We start from the raw sequence: 20792 nt of genomic DNA on the forward strand, positions 1-20792 counted from the left end.
GGGTAACAAAGAGCGCTCTGCGCAAGTCTTTGCTATGACATAGAAACTTCATCACTCTGTTACCTATCCGTCATGGCAGGCTCCTAGATCACCGCTCAGCAACCGTCGCGGCTATCCCCGACGGGTCGGCTTAACAGGAGACTTCCATGACCGTTTTCAAAACCCTGACCTCGGGCGTCAGCCTGCTGGCGATGCTGGTGGCTGGTGCTGCCTCGGCGCAGAGCCTTGACGAAATCACCGCTGCCGCGAAGAAAGAGGGTGCCTTGACCACCATCGCGCTGCCGCATGACTGGTGTGGCTATGGTGCCGTGCTGGAGGGGTTCAAGAAGAAATACCCCGAGATCGCTGTTAACGAATTGAACCCGGATGGGTCTTCGGCGGATGAGCTGGAAGCCGTGCGTGCCAACAAAGGCAACACTGGCCCGCAAGCGCCTGACGTTCTGGACGTTGGCCTGTCGTTTGGCCCTGCCGCCAAAGAAGAAGGTCTGATCCAGCCGTATAAAGTCTCGACCTGGGACAGCATTCCGGACAGCGCCAAGGATGCCGATGGCTTCTGGTACGGCGACTATTATGGCGTGATGGCGTTCATCGTGAACACCGATATGGTCAAGAACATCCCCGCTGATTGGGCCGATCTGATGAAGCCGGAATATGCAGGCGCTTTCGCGCTGACCGGCGATCCGCGCTCGGGCAACCAAGGCCTGATGTCGGTGATGTCGGCTGGCATGGCGATGGGGGCTGCTCCGGGGGCTGACTCGGCCGCCAAGGGGCTGGAGTTCATGGGTGCGCTGAACAAAGCAGGCAATTTCGTGCCAGTTTCCGGCAAGACCGGGACGATTGCGCAGGGGGCTACCCCGATCGTTGCGGCTTGGGATTACAACGCCTTGGCTTGGCGCGACACCCTTGCAGGCAACCCGAAAGCTGAAGTGATCATCCCGGCTTCGGGCACTTTGGCGGGCGTCTATGTGCAGGCGATTTCGGCTTACGCGCCGCACCCGAATGCCGCAAAACTCTGGATGGAATACCTCTATTCAGACGAAGGTCAACTCGGCTGGTTGAACGGCTATTGCCACCCGATCCGCTTCAACGATCTGGCAAAGCGCGAGGCGATCCCGGCGGATATGCTGGCGAAATTGCCTCCGGCTGCTGCCTATGAGAAAGCCGTGTTCCCGACTTTGGAAGAGCAAGCTGCACATAAAGAGGCCGTGACCGCTGGTTGGGATTCGGTCGTCGGCGTCAAGGTCGAGTAAACTCTTTGCCCGCCCTCGGCCTGTTGGTTGGGGGCGGGTTTCTTTTTAGGATCAAATAGATGAGAAGTTCCCGCCTTTGGCGTGCCCTGCCGTGGAACGTCCTGGGGGTATTGCCATTTTTGCTGTTCGCGCTGCTGTTTTTGCTGATGCCCACCGCGAATATCGTGGCGGGGGCGTTTGTCGATGACGCGGGCGGCTTTACGCTGAAGAACATTTTCAATCTCTTCACGCCCGAGATTATCAATGCGTTCTGGTTGTCGATCCGGCTGAGCTTTGCCTCGGCCCTGATCGGCTGCGCTTTGGGGTTTGCGATTGCCTTGGCGGTGGTTTTGGGCGGCTTGCCTGCTTGGCTGCGCGGCATTGTGATGACGTTTTCGGGGGTGACTTCGAATTTCGCTGGGGTGCCGTTGGCCTTTGCCTATGTGGCGACTTTGGGCCGGGTGGGCTTTGTGACGCTGCTGCTGCGCGACTGGTTCGGGGTGAATATCTACGCTTTGGGCTTTAATATGATCAGCTTCTGGGGGCTGGTCGCGGCCTATGTGTTCTTCCAAATTCCGCTGATGGTGCTGATCATCACGCCTGCGATTGACGGGTTGAAGCGCGAGTGGCGTGAGGCGGCAGAGGTGTTGGGCGCTACCGGCGGCCAGTATTGGCGCATGGTGGCTTTGCCGGTGCTGGGGCCGTCGCTGTTGGGCACGCTGGCTTTGCTGTTCGCCAATGCGTTCGGTGCTGTGGCGACGGCGAATGCTTTGACGGGGTCGCTTTTGTCGATCGCGCCGATCCTGCTGTTCAACCAAATCCGCGGCGATGTGCTGCAAGACCCGCATCTGGGTTATGCCTTGGCCTTCGCGATGATCGTGATCACCGGGATTTCCAACGGAGTCTACGTCGTGATGCGCGCCCGCTCTGAGAGGTGGATCAAATGAAGCGTATCCTTGCTTGGGCCGCGATTGCGGTTGGTGTGGTATATTTCTTCCTGCCGCTGGTGGGGATGCTGGAATTTTCGCTGAAGATGCGGCGGGGGGAATATTCGCTGGATGCGTATCGGTCGGTGATGGGTGATCCGCAGTTTCAGGCGACCTTTGGTTATTCGGTGCTGATGGCCTGTCTGACGATTGTGTTCGGTGTGCTGGTTGTGGTGCCGACGGTGTTCTGGGTGCGGCTGAAACTGCCGCGCCTGCGCCCGTTCATGGAGTTCATTACCCTGCTGCCCTTGGTGATCCCGCCGATTGTGATCGTGTTCGGCTATATCCGTTTGTTCAATACCTCCAGTTGGTTGCCGCTGACCGGATCGACGTTGGGCACCGATTTTCTGCTGATGTGCGGCTATGCGGTGCTGGCGCTGCCCTATATGTATCGTGCCGTCGATACGGGCCTCGCGGCGATTGATCTGCGCACGCTGACTGAGGCGGCGCAGAGCCTTGGCGCGGGGTGGATCACCGTTCTGGCAAAGGTGATTTTGCCGAATGTGCTGGTCGCGGTGCTGTCGGGGGCGTTTTTGACCTTTGCCATCGTGATCGGCGAATATGTCTTTGCGGCTTTGCTGGATCGGCCTGCGTTTGGGCCGTATCTGGTCTGGGCCGGGGGCAATAAAGCCTATGAACCGGCGGCTTTGGCCGTGATGACTTTCGCGCTGACCTGGGCCTGCATGATGCTGATCCAACTGGCGACCAAATTCTCCAAACATACAAGGATGCCGCGCTGATGGCGTATCTCGATCTTAGTGCGCTGCAAAAATCCTATGGCGCGAACCAAGTGGTGAAATCGTTTGATCTGGGGGTGGCGAAAGGTGAGTTCGTCTCGCTTTTGGGGCCTTCGGGGTGCGGCAAGACCACAGTACTGCGCATGGTGGCGGGGTTTGAAACGCCTACCCATGGGGCGATCAAGATCGACGGGCAGGATGTGACGCACCTGCGGCCCAATCAGCGCAATATTGGCATGGTGTTTCAGGCTTATGCGCTGTTTCCAAACCTGACGGTGGCGCAGAATGTCGGCTTTGGCTTGAAGATTGCCGGGGTGTCGGCCAAGGAGATCATTGCGCGGGTGGCCGAGATGCTGGCGTTGATCGGGTTGCCGGAAATGGGCGCGCGCTATCCGTTCCAGCTTTCGGGCGGGCAGCAGCAGCGGGTGGCTTTGGCGCGGGCGCTGGCGCCTCGGCCACGGGTGTTGTTGTTGGATGAGCCTTTGTCGGCCTTGGATGCGAAGATCCGGGTCAGTTTACGGGCGGAAATCCGCGATATTCAGCGCAAGCTGGGCATCACCACGATTTTTGTGACGCATGATCAGGAGGAAGCCCTGTCGATGTCAGATCGGGTGGTGGTGATGAACGGCGGGCGGGCGGAACAGGTCGGTGCGCCGTTTGAGATTTATAACCATCCGAAAACCCGGTTTGTGGCGCAGTTTGTCGGCACCTTGAACACGTTGGATGCCATTGTCACCAATCCGGCGGGCGGTGAGGTGACGGTGCAGGGCCAGCCCTTGCGCCTTCCCCAAGCGATTTCGGCGCAAGCGGGCGCGACGGTGGGATTGGCCCTGCGCCCTGAAGTGGTGCATCTGGAGGCGGATGCCGACCAGATCAGCCGGGGCGATTTTGCGCTGCCCGCGCGGATTGCGGCGGTGCAGTTCCTCGGCGCGGTGATCCGGGTCAAGGCCGAGACGGCGGCGGGGGCGATCTCGCTTGATCTGTTCAACCGTCCTGATGCACCGCCGCCGCCCTTGGGGGCAGAGGTGGCGCTGCGGTTCCGCGGCCAAGATGTGATCGTGTTGGCCTGAAACGGGAGCTAAAACCCTTTCGGGCGCGACAACCAGCGCGCCAAGATCGGGCCAAGCAGCAGGATCAGCAAAAACCGCGTCATGTGCATCGTCATAACGAAAGCCACATCAACCGGGGTAGAAGCGGCGATGATGGCCACCGAATCCATCCCTCCGGGGCTGGTGGCGAGATAAGCGGTCAGGGGATCAATCCCGGCAAACTGCACCAAGACCCAGGCTGCCCCACCGCAGACCGCGATCAAGGCCATGATCGAGGCGAACACCCGTGGGAAGGCCCGCAGCGCATGGCCCAAAGTGGCCGGGGTAAAGCGCAGGCCAATCGCCCAACCGATCGCGGCATAGGTCAGCGCCAGCAGCCACGGCGGCAGGTAAATCTGCATCCATCCGGTCTGCATCAGCAACATTCCCGTGCCGATGGGCAGCAGGAAAGTTGCTCCGGGCAGGCGCAATCTTTGGCCGACAAAGGCCAGAACCACGGCGAGGGCCAAGGTCTGCGCGATGCCCAACGCGGGCATCTCCGGAAACCAGATGATACTGGGCGCAGGCTCGCCCGCCACGCCAAACAGCCGTGCCACCACGGTGGCCACCACCGCGACACAGGCGACGCGTAGGTATTGCATGAAGGCGACAAGGCGGATGTCCGCGCCATACGCCCCAGACAGCAACACCATGGCCGAGGCCGCCCCCGGCGATGAACCCCAGATTGCCGTGGTGCCCGGAAGTGCGCCAGAGCGTGCCAGCAGCCAGCCCAGCAGCGCCGAGGCCGCAATGGTCGAAAGTGTGCCGGCCAACACGATGGGCCATTGGGCCGCCACCTCGGTCATCATCGAAATCGGCAGGATCGTCGCCACCATCAGCCCGACGATGCCCTGTGCCGCCGTCATCGCGGGGCCAGGCAGGGTGATGCTAAATCCACGCAGCGCGAGCATAATCGCTGCGATCATTGGCCCCAGCAGCAGGGCTGCGGGTAGGTGCAGCGCCTCAAACCCCGCAGTGATCAGCGCGGACAGCAAGGCGAGCGCTGCCCATTGCAGCACCTGCGCGCGGCGGTTTGACGGGGGCGGGGTCTGCGGCAACAGAGCGGCTTTCAGCGGAGAGTCGGAAGCAGGGATGCGCCTACCTAACGCGGGCTGCGGGGCAGGGCAATCGGCCTCGACGGCGCTTCGACCGCTCTGGACAGCTTGGCGCGGGCCTGCCAGTCTAGGGCGAATCCCAAGCCCGAGGCCGCGATGGATCACACTACCACCCGCGATCCCGACCGCGATTCTGCCGACGACCCTATGATTGAGCAAAGCCAGAGCTTTGTCGTTCTGGGCGATGTCGGGGCGCCGATCTTCGCCACATGGATCGCGCGGCATGCCCGCCGTTTGGGTCTGCGCGGGGCGATTTTGCGGCACCATGCCGAGCGGGTTGAGATGGTGGTGACTGGCCTGCCCGACCTGCTGGATGCAATGGCATTGGGCTGTAGCCTTGGCCCGCAAGAGGTTTGGGTCGAGCGGATTGATCGGACACCGACCGCGTTGCAAAATCTTAACGATTTCGCTTCGATAGCGGATTAACTTATGATCATATGTGAGGATGGCGCCGAAATTTTCGGCATCTGCTGCGGTGGCTCTGTACGAGAACGGGTTTCGGGCTTTCGGTTTTCGCGCGGGGCCGCAAGGTTTGGTTGGGGATTGTGGGGACGATAATGTCGGGGATGTGGGTTGCGAATGGCTTGTCGCAGGATTTGCCATTGGGCGTGGTGATGGCGGGCAGCTGGCAGGGGGCGGAGCTGGCGATCTGGCGCTCTGCCACTGGGCGGCTGTCGGCGTGGAATGATCGTTGCCCGCATCGCGGGATGCGGCTGTCGCATGGTTTTGTGCGCGGTGAGACGCTCAGCTGCATCTATCACGGCTGGACTTATGGCACCGACGGGGCCTGCAGCAAGATCCCGGCGCATCCGGCGATGGTGCCGCCCGCCGCGATAAAGGCCGAGGTCTATGCCTGCGTTGAAGCGGATGGCGTGATCTGGGTTGCGCCTGCGGGGACCGAAGTTGTGCTGCCGGATCTGAGCGGGCTGGTGGCGGTGCGCTCGGTCACGGTGCAGGCCGATGTTGCGGCGCTGACGCGGGGCTTGCCGGGGTTTGTGCAGCATGGCGCGGTGTGGCGTGGGCAGGTTGAGGGCGCTGCGGTGGCTTTGGTGGTGCAAGATCGCGGCGCATCGGTCACGCTGCACGGCTTGGGCGCGGGCGACCGGGTGCGGCTGTCGCGCTGGCTGGACGGCGTGCGTCGCTTGGTGGAAGAAGGGGTTTTGGCATGATCGCGCAGGCGGTTCTGAACGAATGGTATCCGGTGGCGATGGCGGCACAGGTGGGTGCGTGGCCGGGGCGACAAACCCAGCTTTTGGGCAGCGATATTGCGGTGTTTTTGGACGCTGGTGAGATTGTGGTGCAGCGCGCCGATGGGTCGGCGCTGGCGGTGTGCTTGCGCTACGGCCATGTCTGGGCCTGCCTCGGCACGCCCGCGCATGATCTGTTTCCGATCCCCGAGGCCGATCAACCGGGGCGGCGCTTGGTGGATTGCGGCGTGGTGCGGGTGAAATGCTCGCCATTGCGGGCGGTAGAGAATTTCCTTGATATCGCCCACTTTCCCTTTGTGCATACCGATGTTCTGGGGGCCGAGCCGCATACCGAAGTTGGCCGCTATGAGGTGCAAATCCGCGAAGACAGTGACGAGGTTTGGGCGACCAAGGTGCATTTCTATCAACCGCAGGCCGCGAAATCGGCGTCGGGCGGGATTGTGACGGAATATATGTATCGTGTCGCCGCGCCCACCGCTGCGGTGCTGTATAAAACCTGCCCGAACAAGCCTGACGCATGGGATGTGATCGGGATTTTTGTGCAGCCTCTGACCGAGGAATTGTGTGAGGTCTGGCCGTGGATGGCGTTGTTTGATGATGCCACGCCGCAGGCCGATCTGATCCAGTTTCAGCAGATGATCTTCCTGCAGGACCGCTCGATTCTGGAGAACCAGATTCCACGGCTGTTGCCTTTGGACCCCGGCAAGGAAATCCCGACGCAGGCGGATATGACCTCGATCGCCTATCGGCGCTGGTTGAAACGCAAGGGGCTGACCTACGGCGCGCAGATGGTGGCGGCATGAAGCTGTATGATTACGTCCTCTCCGCCAGCTGCTACAAAATCCGGCTGATGGCGACGCTGCTGGGGGTGAAGTTAGACCTCGTGGCCGTCGACTTTCATCCGGGGCGCGAACACCGCGCACTGGCGTTCCGCAACCTCAATCCGGCCGGCACGCTGCCGGTTTTGGTTGATGGCGATCTGGTGCTGACCGAAAGCACCGCGATGCTGGTCTATCTGGCGCAAGCCTCGGGGCGGGCTTGGCTGGGCGACAGCACCCCGGCGCGGGCTGCAAAAGTGCAGAACTGGCTGGCGTTTTCGGCGCGGCTGGGGGCCAGTCTGGGCATGGCGCGGCTGCATGACATGCTGATCTATCCCGGCGATATTGATGCGTTCCGTAGGGCGGGGGTGGAGTGTCTGCGCGAACTCGAAGCGCATCTGACTGAAGCGCGTTTCGCGGGGCGGATATTCCTTGAAGGTGACGCGCCGACAATTGCCGATATCGCCTGTTTCCCGAATGTCGCTTTGGCCCCGGATGGTGGGGTGACGCTGGACGATTACCCCGCAATCCGCCTGTGGTCGCGTGCGCTGCGCGCGCTGCCGGGGTTCATCGAGATGCCCGGCATCCACCGCCTGCACGAATTAAAACCCGCCCCCGAAGCCGTGCCCGCGCTTGAGGATTTGTGATGGCGTATCTGCTGAAAAACTGCGCCGCGATTGTGCCTTCGGCCAGCAATTTGGTGCTGTCGGGCCAAGATATGCTGATCACGGGCAAGCAGATTGCCGCCATCGGGCCGAACCTGACCGCCCCCGGCGCGGAAGTCATCGACGCCTCGGGCTGGTTCATTTATCCCGGTCTGATCAACACCCATCACCATTTCTTTCAATGCTTTATCCGCAACCGCGCCGATCTGGATTGGACGAAACTGTCAGTGATCGAATGGCTTGACCTGATCTATCCGATATTTTCGCGGCTGACCGAGGATCAGTTTTATCATTCCTCGGTGGTGGCCTTGGCGGAACTGATCAAACACGGCTGCACCACGGCGTTTGACCACCAATACAACTTCCCGCGCCATGCCGGGTCGCGCATTGTAGACCGCCAATTTGAGGCCGCCGATCTGCTCGGCATCCGCTTTCATGCCGGACGCGGTGGCAACACCCTGCCGAAATCCGAGGGCAGCACGATCCCGGATGAGATGTTGGAGACCACCGCGCAATTCATCGGCGATTGTGAACGGCTGATTGATACTTACCACGACGCTGGCCCGTTCAGTATGCGCCAAGTCGCGGTGGCACCCTGCCAGCCGGTGAATTGCTATAAGGATACGTTTGAAGAATCCGTGCGCCTCGCCCGCGACAAAGGCGTGTTGCTACACACCCATGTTGGCGAAGGCGAAAGCCCGGTGATCGAGGCGCGCACGGGGCGCAGAACCGTGCAATACCTTGAGGAGATGGGATTTTCCGGCCCGGACACTTGGTATGCGCATTGCTGGGAATTGACCCATAGCGAGTTGGCCCAGATGGCCACCAGCCAAACCGGCGTGTCGCATTGCCCCGAGCCGGTCTATCTGGTCGGCGCGGAAGTCACCGATATTCCGGCGATGCAGGCTTTGGGTTTGCGCGTGGGTCTGGGCTGCGATGGGGCGGCCTCGAACGACAATTCCAACCTGATGCACTGCCTGCATTCGGCCTATATGCTGCAATGTCTGGTGGCCTCGACCCGCAAACATCCGGTGCCGGACCCCTCAGCTTTCCTTGGCTACGCCACCCAAGGTGGCGCCGATCTGCTCGCGCGAAAAGACCTTGGCCGCCTCGCCCCCGGCATGGCCGCCGATCTGTTTGCCATCGACACCCGCCGTCTGGAATATGTCGGCACCCGCCACGACCCGGCCAGCCTGATCCCGAAAGTCGGCGTCGGCCGCCCGGTTGATATGACGATGATCAACGGTCGCATCGTCTGGCGCGACGGCCAGTTCCCCGGCCTTGATGAGCGCGATTTGTTCACCAAAGCCGAAGCATCCTTCCACCGCATCCTGTCTTGATCCTAAAGGAAATCCGATGACCCAAACCCGCCGCTCTTTCTTGAAAACCTCCCTCGCCGCCAGCACCGCCATGGCGCTGCCGATCCCGGCCTTCGCGCAAGACGGCGTGCTGAAAGTCGCGCTGATCGTGCCCTCGCCCGCCGCCGATGTCGGCTGGTCGCACACGCTGGAGCTTGGCACCGCAGCGCTGCAGGCCGAATACGGTGACAAGATCAAAGTCACTTTGTTGGAGAATATCGCCGAAGGCCCGGACGGCGACCGCATCATGAACAAGACCGTGGCGGACGGAAACACCTTCCTGATCCTCGGCTCGTTTGGCTATATGAACGGCGGGCTGAAGCTGGCCAAAGCGCATCCGGAAGTGTCGATCCTGCACGCCTCGGGCTATGAGACCGCGCCGAATTTCTCGCCGTTTGGCGCGCGTTATTATCAGGGCACCTACCTGATGGGGATGGCGGCGGCGTCCTTGTCGAAGTCGAAGAAACTCGGCTGTGTGGGCGCGTTTGCGATCCCCGAACTGATCACCTCGATCAACGCCTTCACCTTGGGGGCGCAGGCGGTCGATCCGGCGATTGAAGTGTCGGTGGTTTGGGTGAACTCGTGGTTCGATCCCGCTTCTGAACAGGAAGCCGCCAAGGCGCTGCTGTCGCAAGGCTGCGATGTGGTGTTCTCCAACGCGCAGGACACGCCGTCAGTGGTGGCCGCGTGTGAAGAGGCTGGGGCCTATGTGTTCAACCTGAACTCGTCGATGAAGACCTATGCGCCGAAGAAATATCTGGGCGTGGTGGGCACCGATTGGGCGCCCTACTTCAAGGCGAGCGTCGCCGCGCACTTGGCTGGCACCTTCGCGGGGGCAAGCGCGTGGCTGGGCATGGCAGACAAGTGCGTGTTCGTCGCCGACTGGAACCCGGACATTGCGCCTGACACCGTGGCGAAGATTGAGGCGGTTCATGCGACCTTGCTGGACGGCAGCTTCAGCCCGTTCACCGGGCCGCTGACCAATCAGGACGGGGCCGAGGCTGTGGCTGCGGGTGTGACCTTGGGCGATGACGCAATCCTGTCGATGGATTGGCATGTCAAGGGCGTGACCACGCCGCTGCCGAAGTAAGCCCGTGACCGCGCTGTTGTCTTTACAAGCCGTATCAAAGCGTTATGGCGCGGTGCAAGCCAATGCCGGGATTGATCTTGTGGTCGATCCCGGTTCTATCCATGCGATTTTGGGCGAGAATGGCGCGGGGAAATCCACGCTGATGAAGCTGATTTACGGGGTGGAATCGCCTGACGCCGGGGTAATCCTGTGGAAGGGGCAACCGGTGAACCTCGCCAGCCCCGCCGAGGCGCGGGCCTTGGGGATTGGCATGGTGTTCCAGCATTTCTCGCTGTTTGAAACCCTGTCGGTGGTGCAAAACATCGCGCTGATCGTGCCGGGGCGGAAGGCGGATCTGGCCCGCCGCATCCGGGCCTTGGGCGATGAATTTGGCCTGAATGTCGATCCCGAAGCGATGGTGCATGCTTTGTCAGTGGGAGAGCGGCAACGGGTGGAAATCATCCGCTGCTTGCTGCTGAACCCCGAACTGTTGATCCTCGATGAGCCAACCTCGGTGCTGCCGCCGCAAAGCGTGGCGCGGCTGTTTGAGACGCTGCGGGCTTTGCAGGCGCGGGGTATGGCGATCTTGTTCATCAGCCATAAGCTGGAAGAAATCAAAGAGCTATGCGACACCGCCACCATCCTGCGGGGCGGTCAGGTGACGGGGCGGCTGGACCCACGCGCCCATTCCGCCAAGGATCTGGCGACGCTGATGATCGGCCGCGCCATGCCGCCGCCGTTGCCTGCAACGGTGCAGGAGGTGGGCGAGGTGCGGTTGGAACTCGGCGGGTTGGATTACGTCAATGACGATCCATTTGGTGTCTCGCTGTCGGACATTTCCCTGCGCGTTCATAGCGGTGAAATTGTCGGCATTGCGGGGATTTCTGGCAATGGTCAGCAAGAACTGGCGGCGTTGATCTCGGGTGAGGTGGTGCAGGCGGGCGATATGATACGCATGATGGGGCGCAGCGTGGACGCGGTGGGCGTGGCGCAGCGCCGCAAGATGGGCTTTGCCTTTGTGCCAGAGGAGCGCTTGGGCCGCGGGGCGGTGCCGGAAATGTCTCTAGCCGACAATGCCTTGCTGACCGCGCATGGAGCGGGTCTGGTGCAGCGTGGCTTTATCCGCCGCAAACCCGAACGCGCCTACACCGCCGCCTGCATCGCTCGATATGACGTGCGCACCCCCGGCCCGGAAGCCGAGGCGGGTGCGCTTTCCGGTGGCAATCTGCAAAAGTTCATCATGGGCCGCGAGATGATGCTCGACCCCAAACTGCTGCTGGTGTCGCAGCCGACTTGGGGCGTCGATATTGGGGCTGCCACCGACATTCGCCAGCGCTTGGTGGCGATGCGCAACGCGGGGGCGGCAATCTTGGTGATTTCCGAGGAATTGGAGGAGTTGTTCCAGATCTGCGACCGCCTGCATGTGCTGCATAAGGGCCATCTGTCGCCGTCTTTGCCAACTGCGCAGACCAATGCAGAGCAGGTCGGCACCTATATGATCGGGGCAGGCGCATGAGGGTCAGCTTTATTCGCCGCGAGCGGGCCTCGCGTATGGCCATGCTGTTAGCCCCGATCGCAGCCTTTGCCTGTGCGATTGTGGCAAGCGTGATCCTGTTCACCTTGCTGGGCAAAGCCCCCGGTCAGGCGTTGTATTCGCTGCTGCTGGAACCGTTTCTGACATGGTATAACTTTTCCGAAGTCCTGCTGAAAATGGCCCCGCTGCTGCTGATTGCCCAAGGCTTGGCCATCGGGTTTCGCGCCAATGTGTTCAACATCGGGGCGGAGGGCCAGTTGATCATCGGCGCGATTGCAGCCTCGGCCCTGCCGGTGTGGTATCCGCAGGGCGATAGCGGCTTCATGCTGCCCGCGATGCTGGCGATGGGCGCGTTGGCGGGAATGGCTTGGGCTGGGATCGCCGCCATGTTCCGCACAAGGTTCAATGCCAATGAAATTCTGGTGACGCTGATGCTGTCGCTGATCGCCGCCCAAGTGCTGAATTACCTGCTGCTGGGGCCGTGGAAGGACCCGCATGGTTTTAACTTTCCGCAAAGCGTGATGTTTCCCGATGCGGCTTTGCTGCCGATCCTGCTGCCCGGCACGCGGGTGAATATCTCACTGCTGTTCGCGCTGGTGGCCAGTGCACTGGCCTATATCCTGATGCGCCACCGCTTTGCCGGTTTTCAATTGCTGGTCGGCGGGCTTGCCCCCCGCGCCGCCCGCTATGCCGGGTTCAGCGAAGCCCGCGCGATCTGGGTCAGTTTGCTGCTCGGCGGTTTGGCGGCGGGCCTTGCCGGAGCGGCAGAAGTGGCGGGACCCTTGGGCCAGTTGCAACGCTCGGTCTCGACCGGATACGGCTATTCGGCGATCATCGTGGCCTATTTGGGCGGGCTGAACCCTTGGGGCATCGTGATTTCGGCTTTCGTGATGTCGGTGATCTATATTGGCGGCGATAATGCGATGGTGTCGGCGGACCTACCGATTGCTGCGGTTTGGGTGTTCCAAGGCTTGCTGCTCTGCTTCTACCTCGCGGGCCTGACCTTCATCCGCCACAAGGTCAGCTTCACCCGCAAGCCACGGGCCACGCCATGAATGCGGTTGATTTCATTCTGGCCGGGATGCTGGCCGCTGCCACGCCGATGCTGCTGGCGGCTTTGGGCGAGATGGTGGTGGAACGTTCCGGCGTGTTGAACTTGGGGCTGGAAGGCATGATGGCGCTGGGCGCGGCTTTGGGGTTTATCACGACCTATACCTATCAAAGTCATGCTTTGGGCTTTCTGGCCGCGGGCTTGGGTGGGGCAGGGCTGTCGTTGCTGTTCGCGTTGATTGTGCTGGGGTTTGTCGCCAATCAGGTGGCGGCGGGGTTGGCGATTGGCATCTTAGGCACTGGGCTGTCCGCGCTATTTGGCAAAAGCTTTGAAAGCCTGACGATCAGCGGATTGCCGAAACTGGCGCTGCCGTTGCTGTCTGATCTGCCCGTGGTGGGAGTGCTGTTCGTGCAGGATGCGGTGGTTTGGTTGACGATAGCCCTCGCGCTGGCGATCTGGGCCACGATGAACCATTCAAAACTGGGACTGATCATCCGGGCGGTGGGCGAGAACCCGCATGCCGCCCGCGCGATTGGCTTTCGGGTGCTGCCGATCCGCTGCGCTGCGATTGGCTTTGGCGGAGCACTTGCGGGGATCGCCGGGGCCTATGCCTCGACGGTCTACACCCCGCTTTGGGCCGATGGCATGATCGCCGGACGCGGCTGGATCGCTTTGGCGCTGGTGGTGTTTGGCACTTGGCAAACCGGGCGGGTGGTGTTTGGCGCGTTTTTGTTTGGAGCTTTGTCGTTGGGCGAGTTGACGACGCAAGCGGCGGGCGTCAACATCCCGTCGCAGCTTTTGGCCTGCGTGCCCTATATCGTGACGATCCTGATGCTGGCGGTGATTTCTTCGAACCGGAGGCGGATGCGGCTGAACACGATTGCCTCGTTGGGGCAGCCGTTTGAAAAGTAGGCTTGCTGCATAGATCGCTGGGGGTTTCACACCCCCAGACCCCTGTGGGATATTTGAGCACAGAGGATGACAATTTTATTCAAATGGTTCGTAATAAGCGGCGGCAGACCGTCCCTCTCGCGGTGATTTAGCGCTCTGTTTGGCGAGGATTTCGACAAAGCTGCGCCCGGTCTTTGCCTCGGCACATAAGACGACCTGTGCCGCTGCCCGCGCATCCTCGCCCGCATCATGGTGCTGAAACTGCAACGACAGCGCCTTTTTCAGATGGCCCAGACCATGGCCGCCGTTGCCTTTGAACTCGGGCCAAGCGTGGCGCGCGATGGTGACGCTGTCGACCCAATGCAAGGCGGGCACATCGAGGCCATGCCAGCCACACGCCGCCTCTACCGCGCGCTGATCAAAGCGGGAGTGTTGCACAATCGGCTGCTGCGCCATCAGCGGCGCGAGGGCGGCGATCAGCTGCGGGAATTGCGGGGCGTGGCGAACGGCAGCGGCATCTATGCCATGCAGTTGGGTGTTGAAGTCGGAAAACGGCTCAGCAGGGTCGACCAGCAGGCTGAAATTGTCAATCTGGCCCCAATCATCGACGCAAGCGAGGCCAACCTGACAAATGCTATGCGCATTGCGGTTGGCGGTTTCGACATCAAAGGCGATGAAGCGATAGGGCGGGGTCAGATGGCCGGGGATCATCGCGCGGTCTTTGAATGGATCACAACACGCCCCAATATTCCGAAATCTGGTCAGGGCTGCAGTTTGACGCATCTGGCGATAGAAGGGCAAGCCTTGAACGGCGCTGTTAGACCTCAGCCGCCGCAGATCGCATTTGCGGCAGGCAACAGCCGTGGCAGCAGGATCGTCGCCAGCACCGCGCAGGCGGTCAGGGCGGCGATCAGCACGGTCGCGGCGGCCACGTCTTTGGCCTTGCCGATTGTGGGGTTTTCTGCGGGCGAGATCACATCGCAGAGATGCTCAAGCGCGGTGTTCAAGAGTTCGGCGATGAACACCAAGGCCACGGCAAACAGGGTCCGCGCCCATTCGGCGGCAGTGAAGTGCAAGCCCAGACCCAGCGCTGTCATCAACACGGTGGCCGCCAGATGCAGGCGGGCGTTATGTTCCTCGCGCAGGGCGGTGGCGAGGCCACGGCCAGCGTAGCGGAAGCTGCGGGCGCGGGCGGTCCATGAGAAGCGTGCGGGGGCGGGGGTGTCGGGGCGCCATGCCAAGGGCGAGGCGGGGCGCAAGCCGAGTTTATGCAAAGCGGTGCCGATGAGGCCGAGCAGGGCGATGAACAGGGTACAGCAGATCATCGGTTTGACGCTTTCTCTGCCAGCAGAGTAAAGGCGCTGTGCGGGGTGAGGGTCAGGTGCAGGGAGGCTTTGCCTTGCGCATCCGCGATCAGTTTACCGCCGATATCACCGCGCAGCAGATAGGCTTGATGCGGCTGTAACCCTGCAAAAGCAAGGCTTTGTACCTGACCCGGCTGGCGCGGATACAGCACCATCTCTAGCCCGCCTGCGGTATTGCGCGCTTTCGCTACCAAGGTCTCGGCATAATTCACCGCCTCAATATACGGCCCCGCGACCACCTGCGGTTGCATCAGCGCAGCCAGGCCACTCGCCCGGTGCGCCCGCGCCATTACCTCATGCGCCACGGCCCAAAGCGAGGCGTTTTCGCGATGCGACACCCCGGCGGCGATCACTTCGGGGCAATCCGTTTCCAGTAGCGTCAGCAGATCGCCCGCCGCCACTTCATCGCCGATCTCGCGCGCTGCCAGCGCCAACCCGGTATATCCTGCCGCCCGCGACGGGCCATAATTCCCCACATCCAGCCGCCAAATCGCCTGCCGCCACCCGCGTCCACGCAGCGCATACCGCAGGCTCTGCCACTGCCGCAGCGCCATATCGGGGGCGATGGCGTGCAGGTAAACGCACGGATAGCCCTGCATCAGCGCCCCGCCCACCGCCGGAGCCGCAATCCCGGTCAGGCTGGAGCGGAACGCCACCAGATCGCCTTTGGCCCCGATAAACTCAGCCTCCAGCCCGGCCCGCAGCGGCCCAGAAATCCGCAGCCAATGGTCAGTCCTGTGGCGGTTCGAATGGGCGCGGATCGCCGCGGCAGTGATCAGATTGCACAGGGGGTAGACCCAATGCGGCTCACACGGCAGCAGGCCAAGGCGAGAGGTTTCGTACTGCCGCGTCAGGGTCTCGATGATCTGCGGCTGGCTGTAGGTGAAGCTTTGCCCGCCGCTGATCTGCACCTGTGTCGCATCAAACGGATAGCCGCAGGCATTGGCACGCAGGGCGATTTGGGCGGCCACAAAACCCGCATACATGATGTTGCCTTGGGCAATCGGATCCGGATCGTGGCGCAGATTGCCCCACAGGTTTTCCCATGCCCAATAGCGCCAGACTTTCGGATTTTGTATCTTGATCAGCAGGTTATCCTGCGCCTGATGCAGATAGCCCTTACAGGCCGGAGCAAAGTGCGCCTGCACCAGCGCCAGTGCGAAAGCGACAAAATTCACCTGATAGCGCAAGGCTGCGGTCTGAAACGGGTCGCGATGCTCAAAGCCGTTGAATTGATCGGCGGGCTGCAAGGCGCGGTCCAAGAGCAGACGCAGGCGGGCAAGATCGGCGGGAGACAACTCGTCGGCAGAGGGGGCAGGTATAGGCAGGGCGGGACAGTTGGCGAGATGAAGGTTAAGCTGGGCGCGATGGTTCTGTGCGCGGTGCAGGGCGCGGCGCTGCCAGAGCCAGATCGCTGCAAAACCCAGTATAATCAGGGCGGGGGCGGTCAATTTTTGCGTCGGAGAGGGAGTGTTTTCCGCCGCAAGCCACGCCGCGCCCAGCCAAACCATCGGCGGTAGCAGCAGATTGCCCGTCGCAAACCAGATCAGCAGGGCCACGCCGAACAGGACGCCACCGGCCAGCATCGCCCCACTTGCGGCAAAGCCCGCTCCCGGTGCCATCAGCCCCAGCGCAAAGCCTGCCCAAGTCGCAGGTGCCAACAGCAGCAACGCCACAGCCGCGCCGAACAATGTGGCATAGACCCCCGCAGAGCACCGCAACAGCCTGCGGGTTTGTGGGCCATGTAGATGGCTCAATTTGGGGAACAGCAAAGGTTCCGCGTTTAGCAAACTACTTTGCATTGCAAAGCTACTCCACAAATAAAAGCTCAGGCCAAATCCGGTTCGGCATCGGGAAATGTGGCGGGCAAACTGGCGGCCAAGGGGGCCGCATCGCGCAGCACCTGCTCCAGCACGCTGAGGTAATCGAGAAACTGCTGCTGTCCGCTGGAGGTGATCGTCACCGCCGTATGGGGCCGGTTGTCTTCATAGCCCTTGACCACCGCCACCAGCCCGCTTTCCTGCAACACCTTCATATGGCGGCTTAAATTTCCATCGGTGAGGCCGCAATGTTGCTTCAACTCGGTGAACGACAGCCCTTTAGGATGGGTGATCAGCGCGGTCAGCAAACTTAACCGCGCTTTTTCGTGCATCACCCGGTCCAGCCCGTCATAGGCATATCGGGCGGTGGGTTTAACCATGATTGCGCCCCGCGAGATACAGGCACAGCGCCACCAGCAGCTGCCCCAGACCAAACGGCAGCCCCATCAACCACGGCGATAGCCCGCCAGTGCTGGCCAAAATCAGCGACGCAAGCCCGGCCAGAAAATACCACGCCCCTGCAATCCGCAGGCTGGCGGGCAGTCGCGCTCCCGCGCTGAACAGGCCAAGCGCGATCAGAATCTGCCACAATCCGGGTAGCAGTCCCATCGCCTCGGGCACGAATCGATAGAGCACAGCGGCGATGCTGGCCCCGGCAAGACCGGCTGGCAGGAAGGCTTCCGCCATGCTCCAGACGAACGGACCCGCCAGCCCGCCATGGTGACGCTTGGACAAAGCCCACATTTCCGTCCCGATCAGCGCCAGCGACAGCACTGCAACCCCAAGCCACAGCGTGAAATACTCCAGCGCCGTCTGCACACCCTGTTGATTTTGCCACATTGCCGCGATCAGCGCTAAAACCCCAGTTCCAGCCACCACCGTTGGCCCAAAGCCGCGAAACAGCCGCGCGCCCGCAATCTGGTTGCGGATCAGGGCTAAGTCAGCAAGGGCGCGGTTGATCTCGGTCATACCGCTTCCTAGTACGTACACTTTGCGTTGCAAAGTGCTTTGCTAAAGGCTTCAGGCTTTCACGGCACCAAACATATCGGTAAACGCGTTCCAGCGCAGGCCAGAGGCCGCGATTTCCGATTCCCTGTAAGCCTGAACCGATCTGGTGCTATTTGATCTGCTGATTGTTGACGAAGACATGGCCGTCCGGGCGGATTTCCACATCCGATTGCAGTACATCCTGATCTGGTCCGGCGTCTTTCGGCTTATCGGTCAACATCGCCAAGCCATAGCGCAGCCCGATCACCGCATCCGACGGGATCACGCCGCGCCGAATGAACTCCTCCAGCACCGCCATCCCGCCACTTATCCGGGCCGAGCCTTTGCCGGTGGGCACAGCCTTTGGGTCGCTGTTGTCCATCGTCAGCCCACCGCTGGCGGTGATCTTCGCCCCCAGCGCCTGCAGCACAAAACGGTTCAGATCCATCGCATAGATCACGGCATCCTGCTTCGCGAGGATTTGCGCCACCGACATCTTCATCACGCCCGACAGATCCAGATCAAACTGCGCCGGGTCATGCCCAAGCCCGGCGCTTGGGTCGAGCACCGCCCATCCCGCCGCATTGGTCGCGATATCGTCCAGCTTCAAGGCAAACTGCCAGGGGGCGGGCACCTTCCCCATCGGCAGCCGCGTCGTCATGCGCAGCGGGCCAAGGCTTAGCCCCACATCCTTCTGCCCCAGCTTTGGCAGATCCAGCGTGGCGGTTATCCCATCCATGCCGATCTCAAAGCTTAAGCCATCCGCAGCGAAATCGAAGCGGAAAAAGCTGGGCTTGGTTTCATAGCTCGCCGCATAGTCCAGATCAGAACCCGCATGGCTTGTCACCCCGCTGCTGCCCGAGTCCTTGCTTGTCAGCCGAACGACGAAGCCGGGCAGCATCAGCTTTGTCGCATCCACCTCACCGTCGCGTTCCGGCAAATTCAGCCAGTCGAAGCCAGCGGGCAGCGTCGCCATCAGGGTGATTTCCCCATCCCGCATCTCGCCGCGACTAAATTCTTTTGCACCAGTCTGGTCGTTTTCGGTCGAGGTATCGACACGAAACAGCGCCGAAGCCAGATGGACCTGCGCCTGCGCGGGGGGCTGCTGCGAGAAGGAAAATCCCGCGTCCAGTTTGCCGAAATCAAGATTGGCCACCGTCATGCTGCGGGCGGTGCCGCTGGTCTGCGCGGGGTCATCCGCCGCAAGCGCCACCGTCAGCTGTTCGGCCTGCAAGCTGAAGTCATTGCCCTGCGCGCTATGGCTGATCCGCAAGCGCGCCGCCACGCCACCAATACGCAAATCAAGCAAATCCTGCCCATCGCGCGTCCGCAGTTGCAACGGGCCAAGCAACCCAATCGTGACACTGCCATCGGCGGCATCGGTGGCCTCCAGCACCTCGGCCAACAGCAAAGGCTCGGTCGCACCACGCATCACCAGCCGCAGGTCGGTCAGCCGCAAGCCGTCTTTGAGCGGGGTGACTTCCGCGCTCAGCCGCATGCCCCGCGTCTCAGCTTGCGATTGCGCATTTTGCCACAGATCATCCGCCGTCAGCGCCAGCACTGGAAACGCCCATAGCCCCGCCAGTACCGCCCAGACCAACACCCGCATTCGGGCCTCCCTTGTTGCCACAAGTTCATCCAGTTTGCCTGCGCACAGCAAGCGCTATTGATAGCGCAACGCCTCAATCGGATCGAGCCTTGCGGCGCGGCGGGCCGGGAAATAGCCAAACACCACCCCGATCAGTGCCGAAAACCCAAAGGCCAGTGCCACCACCGCACCCGAGGGCGCAAACGGGATCGCCATGTACACCGAGCCGCCATAGGCAATCGCCAACCCCAAGCCGATGCCAATCGCCCCGCCCAAAAGCGACAGCACCACCGCTTCGACCAGAAACTGCAGTAAAACCTGCCCAGCACTCGCCCCCACCGCCAGCCTTATGCCAATCTCGCGCGTGCGTTCGGTGACCGAGACCAGCATGATATTCATGATGCCGATACCGCCGACCAACAGGCTGACCGCCGCCACTGACGAGAGCAGCCCGGTCAGCACGGTATTGATGCCGCCGAGCATATTCGACAGCTCTTTGCTGTCCGAGACGCTGAAATTATCCGGCTGCGTCAGCCCGATCCGCCGACGCTCGCGCAGCACAGCTTGCACCGCCGCGATACCATCTTCCGCGCTGATTGATTTGCGCAAGGCCACCGCGATGCTATCGACATTGGCATTGCCCTCCAGCCGCCGCTGCACCGCCTTGGCGGGCATCAACACCAGATCATCCTGATCCTGCCCAAAACTGCCCGAGCCGCGCGCAGACAGCACCCCCAGCACCTGACAGGCGACGTTTTTCACCCTTATACTTTGGCCGACCGGGTCAGAATTGCCGAACAACTTTGCCGCAACCGTTTGGCCCAGAACGCAAACCGCCGATCCGGCACTTTCCTCATGCGGCTCAAAACTGCGCCCCGTCCGCAGCGCCCAATTCTGCACGCGGGTGTAATCGCCACTGGTGCCATAGACCTGCGTCGCCGCATTGGCATTGCCGAACACCACAGTTTGCCCGGAACTGACCACCGGGGCGGCATAGCCCACCAGCGACAAATCCGCCAAAGCCTCGGCATCCTTCAGGCTAAACCGGGGGGCGGAGGCACCTCCGGTCGGCGGGCCAAAGCCGCGGGTGCCGGGGCGCACGGTCAGCACGTTGGTGCCGAGGGCAGCCACGCTGGCGCTGACCTGCGCCGAACTGCCTTGCCCGATCGTCACCATCGCGATCACCGCAGCGACGCCAATCACCACGCCCAACACGGTCAGAAACGTCCGCAGCTTGTTGCGGATGATGGTGGTGAAGGCGAGGCTGACGGTTTCCCACAACAT

Annotated in this window: 21 protein-coding genes; 13 read left to right on the plus strand and 8 right to left on the minus strand. The window is 61.8% G+C overall.

Annotated features, from left to right (window positions below):
• Positions 1-146 precede the first annotated feature (146 nt).
• Genes ACS5RD_RS09560 through ACS5RD_RS09575 form a run of 4 tightly spaced genes read left to right on the plus strand, consistent with a single transcriptional unit; the run spans position 147 to position 4022 of the window.
• Positions 147-1250: an ABC transporter substrate-binding protein gene (locus ACS5RD_RS09560; protein WP_489930991.1), complete on the plus strand. Its 1104-nt coding sequence runs from the start codon at positions 147-149 to the stop codon at positions 1248-1250.
• A gap of 59 nt (positions 1251-1309) precedes the next feature.
• Positions 1310-2176: an ABC transporter permease gene (locus ACS5RD_RS09565; protein WP_489930992.1), complete on the plus strand. Its 867-nt coding sequence runs from the start codon at positions 1310-1312 to the stop codon at positions 2174-2176.
• On the plus strand, positions 2173-2955 hold the full coding sequence (locus tag ACS5RD_RS09570) for an ABC transporter permease (protein WP_489930993.1): 783 nt from the start codon (positions 2173-2175) through the stop codon (positions 2953-2955). Before ACS5RD_RS09565 ends, ACS5RD_RS09570 begins: the two co-directional genes overlap by 4 nt.
• Positions 2955-4022 carry an ABC transporter ATP-binding protein gene (locus tag ACS5RD_RS09575; RefSeq protein WP_489930994.1) on the plus strand — a complete coding sequence of 356 codons (1068 nt, stop codon included), beginning with the start codon at positions 2955-2957 and terminating at the stop codon, positions 4020-4022. The genes ACS5RD_RS09570 and ACS5RD_RS09575 overlap by 1 nt, the downstream gene beginning before the upstream one ends.
• Before the next feature lie 8 nt (positions 4023-4030).
• Here ACS5RD_RS09575 and ACS5RD_RS09580 read toward each other — a convergent pair whose 3' ends face one another.
• Positions 4031-5098, minus strand: a complete 1068-nt coding sequence (locus ACS5RD_RS09580; protein WP_489930995.1) for an AbrB family transcriptional regulator — start codon at positions 5096-5098, stop codon at positions 4031-4033.
• A 153-nt stretch (positions 5099-5251) separates the two neighbouring features.
• Here ACS5RD_RS09580 and ACS5RD_RS09585 point away from each other — a divergent pair, with 153 nt between their 5' ends.
• The 9 genes from ACS5RD_RS09585 to ACS5RD_RS09625 all read left to right on the plus strand — a co-directional run bounded on the left by ACS5RD_RS09585 (position 5252) and on the right by ACS5RD_RS09625 (position 13770).
• Positions 5252-5581 carry an acylphosphatase gene (locus ACS5RD_RS09585; protein WP_489930996.1) on the plus strand — a complete coding sequence of 110 codons (330 nt, stop codon included), beginning with the start codon at positions 5252-5254 and terminating at the stop codon, positions 5579-5581.
• A gap of 131 nt (positions 5582-5712) precedes the next feature.
• Positions 5713-6324: a Rieske 2Fe-2S domain-containing protein gene (locus tag ACS5RD_RS09590; RefSeq protein ID WP_054007321.1), complete on the plus strand. Its 612-nt coding sequence runs from the start codon at positions 5713-5715 to the stop codon at positions 6322-6324.
• Positions 6321-7166, plus strand: coding sequence for an aromatic ring-hydroxylating oxygenase subunit alpha (locus ACS5RD_RS09595; RefSeq protein ID WP_054007320.1), 846 nt, complete (start codon positions 6321-6323; stop codon positions 7164-7166). Before ACS5RD_RS09590 ends, ACS5RD_RS09595 begins: the two co-directional genes overlap by 4 nt.
• Positions 7163-7828, plus strand: a complete 666-nt coding sequence (locus tag ACS5RD_RS09600; protein WP_489930997.1) for a glutathione S-transferase family protein — start codon at positions 7163-7165, stop codon at positions 7826-7828. The genes ACS5RD_RS09595 and ACS5RD_RS09600 overlap by 4 nt, the downstream gene beginning before the upstream one ends.
• On the plus strand, positions 7828-9186 hold the full coding sequence (locus ACS5RD_RS09605; protein WP_489930998.1) for an amidohydrolase: 1359 nt from the start codon (positions 7828-7830) through the stop codon (positions 9184-9186). The genes ACS5RD_RS09600 and ACS5RD_RS09605 overlap by 1 nt, the downstream gene beginning before the upstream one ends.
• Positions 9187-9202: 16 nt before the next feature.
• The gene (locus tag ACS5RD_RS09610; RefSeq protein ID WP_054007317.1) at positions 9203-10294 is read left to right on the plus strand and encodes a BMP family ABC transporter substrate-binding protein; all 1092 of its coding nucleotides are present in this window, start codon (positions 9203-9205) and stop codon (positions 10292-10294) included.
• A 4-nt stretch (positions 10295-10298) separates the two neighbouring features.
• Entirely contained in the window at positions 10299-11789 is a 1491-nt protein-coding gene (locus ACS5RD_RS09615) for an ABC transporter ATP-binding protein (RefSeq protein WP_489930999.1), read from the plus strand.
• Positions 11786-12862, plus strand: coding sequence for an ABC transporter permease (locus tag ACS5RD_RS09620; RefSeq protein ID WP_054007315.1), 1077 nt, complete (start codon positions 11786-11788; stop codon positions 12860-12862). The genes ACS5RD_RS09615 and ACS5RD_RS09620 overlap by 4 nt, the downstream gene beginning before the upstream one ends.
• Positions 12859-13770, plus strand: coding sequence for an ABC transporter permease (locus tag ACS5RD_RS09625; protein ID WP_054007314.1), 912 nt, complete (start codon positions 12859-12861; stop codon positions 13768-13770). The genes ACS5RD_RS09620 and ACS5RD_RS09625 overlap by 4 nt, the downstream gene beginning before the upstream one ends.
• Before the next feature lie 75 nt (positions 13771-13845).
• Here ACS5RD_RS09625 and ACS5RD_RS09630 read toward each other — a convergent pair whose 3' ends face one another.
• The 7 genes from ACS5RD_RS09630 to ACS5RD_RS09660 all read right to left on the minus strand — a co-directional run bounded on the left by ACS5RD_RS09630 (position 13846) and on the right by ACS5RD_RS09660 (position 20792).
• Positions 13846-14460: an exonuclease domain-containing protein gene (locus ACS5RD_RS09630; protein WP_489931000.1), complete on the minus strand. Its 615-nt coding sequence runs from the start codon at positions 14458-14460 to the stop codon at positions 13846-13848.
• A gap of 113 nt (positions 14461-14573) precedes the next feature.
• Positions 14574-15074 carry a diacylglycerol kinase family protein gene (locus ACS5RD_RS09635; protein ID WP_489931001.1) on the minus strand — a complete coding sequence of 167 codons (501 nt, stop codon included), beginning with the start codon at positions 15072-15074 and terminating at the stop codon, positions 14574-14576.
• Positions 15071-16915, minus strand: coding sequence for a linalool dehydratase/isomerase domain-containing protein (locus ACS5RD_RS09640; protein ID WP_489931002.1), 1845 nt, complete (start codon positions 16913-16915; stop codon positions 15071-15073). Before ACS5RD_RS09640 ends, ACS5RD_RS09635 begins: the two co-directional genes overlap by 4 nt.
• A 26-nt stretch (positions 16916-16941) precedes the next feature.
• Positions 16942-17313 carry a transcriptional regulator gene (locus tag ACS5RD_RS09645; RefSeq protein WP_054007311.1) on the minus strand — a complete coding sequence of 124 codons (372 nt, stop codon included), beginning with the start codon at positions 17311-17313 and terminating at the stop codon, positions 16942-16944.
• A complete protein-coding gene (locus ACS5RD_RS09650; RefSeq protein ID WP_489931003.1) occupies positions 17306-17902 on the minus strand; it encodes a hypothetical protein in 597 nt (198 codons plus the stop codon). Before ACS5RD_RS09650 ends, ACS5RD_RS09645 begins: the two co-directional genes overlap by 8 nt.
• Before the next feature lie 148 nt (positions 17903-18050).
• Positions 18051-19529, minus strand: coding sequence for a DUF2125 domain-containing protein (locus tag ACS5RD_RS09655; RefSeq protein WP_489931004.1), 1479 nt, complete (start codon positions 19527-19529; stop codon positions 18051-18053).
• A gap of 54 nt (positions 19530-19583) precedes the next feature.
• On the minus strand, positions 19584-20792 hold the full coding sequence (locus ACS5RD_RS09660) for an ABC transporter permease (protein WP_489931005.1): 1209 nt from the start codon (positions 20790-20792) through the stop codon (positions 19584-19586).

The organism is Cypionkella sp. PAMC25878 (assembly GCF_058135695.1).